8 protein-coding genes are annotated in these 10,713 nt (G+C 49.6%); 4 read left to right on the top strand and 4 right to left on the bottom strand.

All coding sequences use genetic code 11. From position 1 onward, the window contains the following. On the bottom strand, positions 1–858 hold the full coding sequence (locus tag HZ996_08460) for an ATP phosphoribosyltransferase (GenBank protein ID QTN39167.1): 858 nt from the start codon (positions 856–858) through the stop codon (positions 1–3). Positions 859–1,104: 246 nt separating this feature from the next. Further along, positions 1,105–3,291: a S46 family peptidase gene (locus HZ996_08455; protein QTN39166.1), complete on the bottom strand. Its 2,187-nt coding sequence runs from the start codon at positions 3,289–3,291 to the stop codon at positions 1,105–1,107. A gap of 114 nt (positions 3,292–3,405) precedes the next feature. Between HZ996_08455 and HZ996_08450 the strand changes: the two genes are divergently transcribed. From HZ996_08450 to HZ996_08435, 4 genes are all read left to right on the top strand, one after another. After that, a complete protein-coding gene (locus HZ996_08450; protein ID QTN39165.1) occupies positions 3,406–3,870 on the top strand; it encodes a hypothetical protein in 465 nt (154 codons plus the stop codon). 91 nt (positions 3,871–3,961) lie between these two features. Further along, positions 3,962–5,578, top strand: a complete 1,617-nt coding sequence (locus HZ996_08445) for a SulP family inorganic anion transporter (GenBank protein QTN39164.1) — start codon at positions 3,962–3,964, stop codon at positions 5,576–5,578. A 42-nt stretch (positions 5,579–5,620) separates the two neighbouring features. Then, positions 5,621–6,883: a DUF819 family protein gene (locus HZ996_08440; protein QTN39163.1), complete on the top strand. Its 1,263-nt coding sequence runs from the start codon at positions 5,621–5,623 to the stop codon at positions 6,881–6,883. Between the two features lie 6 nt (positions 6,884–6,889). After that, positions 6,890–7,756 (top strand): J domain-containing protein, encoded by an 867-nt coding sequence (locus tag HZ996_08435; GenBank protein ID QTN39162.1) that lies wholly within the window; start codon positions 6,890–6,892, stop codon positions 7,754–7,756. Here HZ996_08435 and HZ996_08430 read toward each other — a convergent pair. Together HZ996_08430 and HZ996_08425 are read right to left on the bottom strand one after the other, a co-directional pair. Continuing rightward, positions 7,753–8,568 (bottom strand): prohibitin family protein, encoded by an 816-nt coding sequence (locus HZ996_08430; GenBank protein QTN39161.1) that lies wholly within the window; start codon positions 8,566–8,568, stop codon positions 7,753–7,755. The two genes, HZ996_08435 and HZ996_08430, sit on opposite strands and share 4 nt — an antisense overlap. A gap of 62 nt (positions 8,569–8,630) precedes the next feature. Next, a complete protein-coding gene (locus tag HZ996_08425; protein QTN39160.1) occupies positions 8,631–10,706 on the bottom strand; it encodes a hypothetical protein in 2,076 nt (691 codons plus the stop codon). Positions 10,707–10,713 lie beyond the last annotated feature (7 nt).

Here is a 10,713-nt window from a genome sequence, read left to right as displayed (position 1 = left end):
TTATAATGCCATTTTTTCGATTGGAGTGATGAGAATGCCCTCAGCGCCGGCTTGTCGAAGCTCATCGATGATGGGCCAGAACCGGCCTTCCTCAATGACACTGTGTACGGAGCTCCATCCCGCTTCCGCGAGGGGAATGATGGTCGGACTCTTCATACCCGGTAGGATGTTCGTGATTCGTTCCAGTTGACCATTGGGTGCATTGAGCAAGATGTACTTGTATTGTCTCGAGCGGAGAACGGACCGAATCCGAAACAGGAATTGGTCAAGTAAATCTTGAATTTCTGTAGAAAGGTTAGGACGAGCGACCAAAACCGCTTCGCTTCGCAGGATGACTTCCGTCTCGCGTAAGCCGTTGACAAAAAGGGTGTTCCCACTGCTTACGATATCGCAAATAGCGTCCGCCACACCGATGTTTGGCGCAATCTCGACGCTCCCGCTAATGTTGTGAATGTCAGCCGTTACGCCCTGATCCTCGAGGAATCGGCGAAGCGTATTGGGGTAACTGGTAGCGATCCTCTTTCCTGCAAGGTCTTGAACCGATTGGTAAGATGATTCTCTGGGCACGGCTAATGAGACCCTGCATTTAGAAAATCCCAAGGATTCAATCGAATCCAGCGGGTTCTGGTATTCCTCGAGGAGATTGCTTCCGACAATTCCGATATCGGCAACCCCATCCTCCAAGTACTGAGGGATGTCAGAATTTCGCAAGAAGAAGACCTCCGCTGAGAATCCTCGCACTTCTGCTTTGAGTTGTTGACGACCGTTATCGATCTTAAGACCTGCCGCCTTAAGCAGGTCAACGGACTCTTCGTAAAGACGTCCTGATTTTTGAATGGCGATTCTTAGTGTTGACATTGTCGCTTATAATGCCAATCGCCAGAAGAGTGTTCAAGTAGCCTTAAAAAAACAACACCCATCTGGCGACCAGACGGGTGATGAATATGATGAGTAGGTTAATGTAATCCCTGCACATACCTCAGCACTTCCGGTCGCTCTCGCGATGGATGTGATGATGATGCTGATGTGCACAGATATTCATAGGGGCCAAATATAGTACTTTATCGTTTTCCTCAAAAAATCGATGAGATTTTAACAATTCATTCAATCCAGAATGACCTCAGATTGAACGTCTTGATCTGGTGCCTCCTCTTCTGGGGCATATACCAAGTCCATTTCATCAACAAGGTGACTGGCGCCCGCGAACTTGTCTACAATGAAAAGGACGTAGCGAATATCGACCATGATGTTGCGGCAAATCCGCTCATCGAAGTTGAAGTCGCTCATGGTTCCTTCCCATACGCGATCGAAGTTAAGCCCGATAAGTTCGCCTCGTCCATTTATGGCCGGAGATCCCGAGTTTCCTCCACTGGTATGATTGCTCGCGATAAAACACACGGGCAACTCCCCTTCTTCATTCGCGTAATCGCCATACTCTTTTGAGGCTTCCAACTCAAGTAAACGTGCAGGCAAGTCAAACTCATAATCTCCGGGCACGTATTTAGCGACTACACCCTCTAAGGTTGTAATGTGATTGTAGGTGACGGCATCTCGAGGAGCAAAGCCCTCCACCTTTCCATAGCTCAACCTCAAGGTACTGTTGGCGTCCGGATAAAACCGCTCTCTTGGGAACACCTCCATTTGTGCCTTCATATAAATACGATCCATGCTGTCTATTTGAGCTCTAATAGATCCGTAAGGGCCAGCCAGGTTGGCACGATAAAAGTCTAGAAGAGCGCCTGATAAGCCAAACAGTTCGTCTTTTGCGATGGCTTTTTTGGCCTTCTTGGGACTCAGGGCCGTAAAAGAATTAAAGCGTTCGGCACTAGTGAAGTTTGACGCATCAAAGAGTTCCCCGGCACGATCCATAGACCATTCGTCGAGTAATGGGCTTCTCAATTCAGGGGAAACATGATCTACGTAGTGCTGCATCATTTCGACAAATAGTCGGCGCTCCAAGCTTTCGTTGTAATCCTTGAAATGCCCGGAACCCTGGGCGGAGGCCTCCATTAGAGCCGTATCTGCCGCTGCTCCTTCTAGCTTTTCGGGGAGCCCTCGCATTTGATACGTGAAATACATGCTTCCTACTGCTCTAAAACACGTCTCTAAATAGAGGTCGCGAGCTTCCACATAAGGGCTCCATTCTCCAAAGAGCTTTTCGTAGTTCGGAAGTAATGTCTTATACCGAGCGTCGAATCGACGATTATTGCTGACCAACTCTTGGAAGCGCTCTTCACGCTCTCTTTTTGCCTCCACAGCTTTGGTGAATTCGATTCCTTGCCCAATACCAATCCACTTCTTCCAGCTATTTGCCAATCCAGCTTGAGTACTTGCGTATTGCACATTGACTTGCTCGTCGGCCTTCATGGCTTCAACCATGATGTTGATGGCTTTTTCACGTAATTCAATTTTCGCTGGATCCCATTTGCCGACCATCATTTCCAGTTCGGCTGCTGGCATGTACTCATCCGTTGATCCCGGAAAACCAAAAACCATTGTAAAATCATTGGGCTGCACACCGGAAAGCGATACGGGCAAGTGATGCTTCGGTGCGTATGGAACATTCGTTTCAGCGTACTCAGCAGGTTGATTGTCGGCGTCCGCATAGATTCGGAACATGGAAAAATCGCCAGTGTGCCGAGGCCACATCCAGTTGTCGGTGTCTCGACCGTACTTCCCGATGCTTGAAGGTGGTGCTCCGACCAGTCGAACATCATTGTAGGTCTGCGTCAGAAAAAGGAAGTATTGATTGCCCGCGTAAAAGGGGCGAATCATAGCATCGAAGCCGGTTTCTTCCTCCATTTTCGCGACCAATGCCTCCACATTTTCTTTGATCTTCGCGGCTCGATCAGCTTGAGACATCTCCTCATCTACCTCGTACAGAACGAGTTCGCTGACGTCGTCAATACGCTTGATGAATCGGACGAACAACCCGTCGTTCGGCAATTCCTCCGAGCGACTCATCGCCCAAAATCCATCTCGCAAGTAGTTGTTTTCCAGCGTTGTGTGGCTTTGTATAGCGCCATACCCGCAGTGGTGATTGGTCAATACTAATCCCTGATCACTGATGACTTCTCCTGTACAGAATCCACCAAAGTGGACCACCGCATCTTTAAGACTTCCTTGATTAACGCTGTAGATATCCTCTGCCGATATGGTCATGCCGAGGTCTTTCATTTCCTTTTCGTTCAGCTGCTCGAGAAGAAGCGGTATCCACATACCTTCTTTTGCGAAGGAACTCGACCATCCGCCCGTGAGGGCGATCATTAAAATCAATAGGAGTCTTTTCATAATGTGTTCATTTGGAGGCTCAAGATACATAACGGAAAAGTATTCTGGCCTGTCGAAACTGCTTCAATAAAAGTGCTTAAATTCGAGGCTCAATCGCGAAATAATTCAATTCAAATGAAAAATCTATTTACCCTTTTGATGGTGCTCACGGTTTCTGCGGCTGGATGGGCGCAAAACTCAAACGACTACCTCGAAATGACGCGCGAAGTACTAAGCGTCGAAAAGAAAGCGGCCATCGCTGAAATCATGGTGCTTACAGAAGAGGAATCCGCTGTCTTTTGGGAAATGTACAATGACTATCAGAACGCCCTCTACAAAGTCCACAATGAGCGCATCGCTATTATTCGTGACTTCGCCGATAATTACGAGACTATGACGGACGAGAAAGCCGACGAGCTATGGAACAGTTCTATGCGTTACCGCGAAGATCTGCACAAGCTCAAGAAGTCTTGGTACGCGAAGTTCAAGAAAGAATTACCTGCTGGCAAAGTGGTCACCTTCTTTCAAGCAGAAAGCAAGATTGAGACTTTAGTTGACGCCCAATTGGCCTTGGAGATCCCGCTTTTGGAGACGGAATAAGCTCGAAATCAACTTATTTCAAGAAGCCTCGAGACTACTCGGGGCTTCTTTTTTTGGTACCTTTGCCGGCTTCAAAGCCAAACCCAAGATCATGTCGAAATTCTTCCACAGCTTTACTTTCGATCCGAAATCTGATATCCTCTCTGGACTTACCGTTGCCCTAGCGCTCGTTCCAGAGGCGGTTGCCTTCGCCTTCGTCGCTGGCGTAGATCCACTCGTGGGATTATACGGCGCCTTTATGATGGGCTTGGTCACCGCATTGTTCGGAGGCCGTCCAGGTATGATTTCAGGGGCTACTGGCGCCATGGCCGTGGTTATGGTCCATATGATTCAGAAGGGGAATGCCGTGGGGATGGAATTGGCTCAACCTATTGAAAACCTAGGTCTACAATGGCTATTCATTACTCTTTTGATAGTAGGTCTCATTCAGATGTCCGCAGGCTTATTTCGACTTGGGAAGTTTGTCCGCCTCATTCCACATCCTGTGATGATGGGATTCGTGAATGGTTTGGCCATCGTAATCTTCCTTTCTCAGCTCAACTTATTCAAGACCACCACCGATGGTGAGTCGCGCTGGCTTGAAGGGACTCCGCTCTACACCATGATGGCCCTGGTTGGCATTACCATGCTCATTATGTGGCTTTTACCCAAAGTGACCAAGGCCGTTCCCTCTGCGCTGGTCGGGATTATTGTGGTAGCTGGTATTGCGATTGCTTCTGGTATGGATGTCCCGACTGTGGGTTCCTTTATTCGCGAAGGCGGTGGTGAAGGGCTTAAAGGAGGACTACCTACCTTCCAAATTCAAATCTTTAGTCTCTTCGACACCATGAAGGGACATTGGGGATTGATTCTATCTACAGCGTTTATTTTGGCCGCCGTGGGCCTTATTGAGTCTTTGATGACCCTTAACCTCATCGATGACCTCACCGAAACGAGAGGTTCTGGAAACCGTGAATGCGTCGCTCAAGGTTCAGCCAACCTGCTCAACGGACTCTTTGGAGGAATGGGAGGATGTGCCATGATCGGTCAATCTTTGATCAATGTGAATTCTGGGGGTCGGGGACGACTCTCCGGTGTAGTCGCCGCGATTGGCTTACTGTCGTTCATTCTGTTCGGCTCAGGACTGATTGAGCAGATTCCCATTGCCGCATTGGTGGGCGTTATGTTTATGGTGGTCATTGGTACCTTTGCGTGGAGTAGCTTCCGCATTCTCAATAAAATCCCATTGGCTGACGCCCTGATTCTTATAGCCGTTTCGGCCATCACCGTGTGGCAAGACTTAGCGATTGCTGTACTGACCGGTGTAGTCATGAGCGCTTTGGTTTTTGCTTGGCAAAACGCGACGATGATTCGAGCTCGCAAGCGCACGAAAGCCGACGGAACCAAGGTCTACGAGATATGGGGGCCACTATTCTTCGGATCCATTCAATCCTTCAACAGCAAGTTCACGGTATCTGAGGATCCGGAACAGGTAGAGATTGATTTCATGGAATCACGCGTCAGCGATCATTCCGGAATTGAAGCCATTTGGAACTTGGTCAATAAATATCGAGCCCAAGGAAAGAACGTGCATTTGACGCACTTGAGCCCTGAGTGTCAAGTATTGCTGCGAAAAGCCAGTCCTCTTTTTGATGGCTCCGTGATTGAAACAGCCATTGACGACCCTCGATACCACGTGGTAACGGACCTCATGGACGCCGAAGTCTAAGCGCCCATACTTTTCCCTATTTTAGGCGGAAATTTGAACCAAATGGAAGCCGAAGTAGCCGTAAACCCACCCCTATTTAGTAACGACGCCATTGTCTTTGGTCTCTTGATGGCCGCGCTCGGCCTTGTCTTTTATACAGCGGAGCTCAAGGGAAAAGGCTGGAAGAAATTCTACACCTTCTTCCCTCCTCTTTTGATGTGTTACATGATCCCGGCCTTGTTGAATTCCTTCAACATCATTAGCACAGAAATCAGCGGACTGTACACCATGGCCAAGAATTATTTGCTTCCTACGGCCCTGATCCTCATGACCCTGAGCATCGATTTCAAGGGCATTGTCAACCTCGGTCCAAAGAGTCTTATCATGTTCTTCACTGCTACGGTCGGTATTGTATTAGGTGGGCCTTTTGCCGTTTGGATCGTGAGCATGATTTCTCCTGAAGTCGTTGGAGGTGCTGGGCCAGATGCGGTCTGGAGAGGGCTTTCAACCCTTGCTGGAAGCTGGATTGGTGGCGGAGCCAATCAAGCAGCTATGCTCGAGATTTACCAATACAATCCAGAAAAATACGGCGCTATGGTGCTTGTAGACATCATTGTGGCCAACATATGGATGGCTTTCCTGCTCTACGGCGTGGGCAAACAAGTGCAAATCGACAAGTGGCTCAAAGCAGATAGCTCAGCCATTGAGGAATTGAAGAACAAGGTAGAGGCTTATTCGAACAGCATTGCCAAGATGCCAACCCTTAAGGATTTCATGATCATATTGGGCGTCGGCTTTATGGCTACAGCCATGTCACACTGGGGAAGCAGCTTGATTACGGGCTTTATCACAACGAGTGTTCCGGCTTTGGCAAAGTCAGTTTTGAACTCTGGGTTCTTTTGGTTGGTCGTATTGGCCACAACAATAGGATTGGCCCTCTCGTTTACTAAAGCAAGGGAACTTGAAGGAGCGGGAGCTTCAAAATTCGGGAGCGTATTCATCTATGTGTTGGTGGCGACGATTGGTATGAAGATGGATATCCTGAAGATTTTCGACAACCCTGGACTGTTGGCGGTTGGACTGATCTGGATGGCCTTTCACGTGGCCTTATTATTCCTCGTTGCCAAGTTAATCCGGGCTCCTTATTTCTTCTTGGCCGTTGGAAGTAAAGCAAACATTGGCGGTGCAGCAAGTGCACCAGTTGTGGCTGCGGCCTTCCACCCTTCTTTAGCGCCCGTCGGTGTACTATTGGCCGTGTTGGGATACGCGTTGGGAACCTACGGCGCCTTGTTTTGCGCCCAGCTTATGGAGCTGGTGTCGCCCTAGTGCACGGTGAGAACGTACTACGATATACTTAAGGTCCAAGAGGACTGCAGCCAAGACGAAATCAAGCAGCAGTACCGGACACTCGCAAAGAAATACCACCCTGACCGGAACCCTTCGGCCAAGGCCCATGATCAATTCATTGCGGTCAAGAAGGCGTACAATACCCTTTCAGATGATAAGCGCAGAGCGCATTACGATCGAGGGCTCAAATACATCCGCACCAAAAAGGCGAACGGGAGTTCCGGCTTTGAACAGTTTCAAAAGGCCAAAGCCAATCCGCAGCAGCGATACAAAACAGAAGCAGAACGCAATCGAAACTACGAACTAAACCGTCAGCGTGCCTGGATGAAGCACATTCGACGGATGCAAGAGGACAACGCCTACTTCAAGAAGTTCAAGACCTACGCGCTCATTGTTTCCCTAGGGAGTCTCTTGCTTGCGGTCAGTTTCTTCGCGGATTATGCCATGACGCGCACAGGACCGGTTGAAGTGGTCATGGAGAAGTTCTACCTCTTCCCCATCTCACAAGATCCAGCCGATCGTGAATACTATACCATCATTACGGACAAGGAAGAACATCGGATTTTCTATGAGCTCGTGGACGAGATTCAGCGTGGTGATCAAATCAGCCTAAAGCAAAGCCCGGTGTACGGGATGACCCTCGGTATCGACATCATTCGCGAGAATCAACTTATCCGAACAAAAAATCCGGCCGTAGAGGCCGGATTCAAGTTCTTCAGTCTGCTCTTTGGGGTGGCCCTGCTCACATTTTTCTTTAAAGATCGGAATGAATGGGCCGTGAACCTCACGCTGATCAACTTGCTACTGCTGGCGATCAACGCTTTGATGCTCACCTTGAGCTTAATGAATTAATTATTCCCGAGGATTAGCGGAAGCCCATCTTCTCCACTTCCCACGACCACAACTTTGGCGTTCGGTGAAGAGGCGAGCTGAACCGTAGCTTCGATTCCCTTTTCTCGTAGGATGTTCTCCGTCAAAGAGCGGTTCAAGATCACGTTCGCATCGGCCTTACCCTGCGCTTCAATACGCAAACGCTCGGCTTCTTTCTTAGCGCGCTCCAGCTTAAACTCGTATTCGAGTGCGGCCTGCTCCTGTTCCAATTTACGCTCGATGGCTTGTTGGAGTTTTGGCGGAAGCTCTACCTCGCGAATCAAAACAGCATCGAGGTACAGGTTCTTCTTCTCCATGGCCGCATAGGTGCGGTTGAAGATTTCCACCTGAATGGCCTCGCGCTTGGTGCTGTAGAGTTCTTCGGGCAAGTATTCCCCGATCACCTCACGGGTCGCAGAACGGATTTCTGGAATAATAATGGTCTCCAGGTAGTTTTTACCTACCTCGTCGTGGAGGTATCCAATTTTCGTAGGGTCCGGATTGTAGCGGTAACTGATCTCGGCCTTAATGGTCAGACCGTTTTTGGACAGTACCTGCATGATGGATTTGTCTTCCTGTACCTTGACGTTGTAGATGTAAATGGTATTCCACGGCGCAATGAAGTGAAATCCTTGTTCAAATACATTCTCCTTGTCGAGTCCTCCGGCGAAACGGCGGAACAAGACACCTTTTTCTCCAGGATTGATGGTCACCGTGATGCTCGACCACAAGAGGACGAGGGCAAACACGCCAATCCCGACAACAATAACTAAGCTTCTGAGTCTTGGGTCCATATGATTGCAGTGATTTAAATGTGCGGTTAATAAAGATAAGGGTTTGGCCCTACGGGCCGATGTTAATACCCTCCATTCCTTTTACGCAAAAACCACTCCAAGGCAATCAAAGCCAATAAAATGAAGAAAAGAGCCCTCTGTTCGATAAGTTCCTCGAGCACGCTTTGCTCGTAAAGCACTGGTTTTACTGAGGCATCGGCCCGAATAAGCTCTTCAAGTGCCATTATGTCGGATGGCGACACCATGACACCGCCTGATTCTTCTGCCCACTGCTGTAGAAGCGCATGATCCGCCTGCAAGTCTCGTTGCTCCCACTCCAACGCGCGAACGGTAAAGGCACCGCGTTGGACATAAGATGCTCCGTTCCAATCTGTGCGGGCCTCCCAAGTATAATTCCCCACCGGAAGCACTCCGGCGTTCAGAACATAGTCTGAATTTCTGCGCGACAGCGTGAACGCATAGCTCTTTTCATCCTCATCGGTAAGCTCGATGCGCACCTCCGGATCAGTGATGGGCTGGAACGCGGCGTTGTACACTTCGGCCCGTAGGGCCACATTCTGGTTTTCATCAAACAGGCGATCACCCGAAACGCGGAAACGACTTCGGTTGCTCGATGAGGCTAGATACTGAGCGCTCCGCAGAATCCAATCGTCGAAATGCTCATGGCTTTGGTTGACCTGATAATCGGCCAAGCGCCAACGCCAGATCCCCTCTCCCATGACTGCGGCCCACCGACGGCCACTTCGATCCCCGTACGCCACCATTGGCCGATCTGTTGCAACCGACCCCACGCGCTGTTGCAAGAGCACTTCTGTACCCGGGTTGACCAGATACTCACCAAAGGGACTCTTTAAAGGTGGTACATTTCGGAACCAATCATAGGTCTCATTCGCGAGTTGGAATGAAGCGAATCCATCCACCACTTCTGGAAGAACTTCATCCTGCTCATCTCCCTGTTGCGCAATGGAAATAAGCGGCTGCCATGAGGCCAAGGGCTTACCGTTTACCTGTGCACCCGTAAACGTCCAAACGGGAATTTCGCTCTGCTGAATTCGACTCCATAGTGCCTCATTCCCCTTGAAGTCCGGACGGTGCAGGACCATCAGGTTGAATTCGTCCATATCAATGGGTTCCGCACCAATGAACGCTTGGCGTACTTCATAGCGCTCGTTCTGTTCAAGGGCAGACCGTAGAGCAGCTAAATCAGGGTGAGGCGCAGAGGCCAAAAGCAGAATCTGTTGGCGGGAATCGATAACCTCAATGTAAAACTCGCTGCGGTTGTTCCCCGTATTTTGCTCCCCTTCGGCAGCTTCGATGCTCAAGGTATAACGCCGCAGCCCGATGCGGTCTGCCGCAAGCTCAAAGTCCAGTGTTTCTGTATACCGGTTTTGATCTGGTGTAATGGTTCGTTCTTCTAAAACACGATCACCACTTAAAAGCCGAACGGTTAGCTCACGATTATTCAGGGCATTTGCCCGGAGCACAGCTTGAATCGGGAATCGATTTCCCAAGAACGCGAGATCGTTGTGACGTACCTCGGCGAAGAAAGCATCGCGCCGTTGCGCGGTATCTCCCAAGGCAATGGTAAAGGTAGGTGCATCGAAGCTCCTGTTTCGGTATCTCGGATCTGATCCTCGGTTGAACCGACCATCAGAGGCGATAATCAGGGCACCTACGTTTCGATGCGTGTACCGATCTGTCCACTCTCGGAGTAATGCACTGTAGTCCGTAAGGGGCTCATTCAAACTGTCTTGAAGCCCCTCCGAAGCTTGGGTTCCAAAACTGTAGAACCGGACTTCATAATCCTCTTCCAAGGAAGAAGATAAGCCTGAAAGCTGATCTAGATGAGCCGCATAGTCGAAATTGGCGTCCCCTTCCTCAATACTTCTGGAAACATCTTGAGCAATCAGAATAAGGGGCGTTTCCTTGGTCACTTCCGTAAACCGCAAGAAGGGCTCTAAAAGAAAAAAGGCCAGGGCAGCAACGAAGAGACCGCGTAATCCGGCCATCAAATAGCGCACGGGTGCTGCGACTTCTTTGAACCGGCGATCGCGGAAATACAAGAGTGCGGCATAGAGCACACCTAATCCAATACAAGCAAGGACGGCAACCGCTGGGGCGCCAAGCGTTAACTGCATATAGCTT

The organism is Cryomorphaceae bacterium, from assembly GCA_017798125.1.
In the GTDB taxonomy this organism is placed as follows: Bacteria; Bacteroidota; Bacteroidia; order Flavobacteriales; family ECT2AJA-044; genus ECT2AJA-044.
This window is presented reverse-complemented; position numbering and strand designations above follow the sequence as displayed.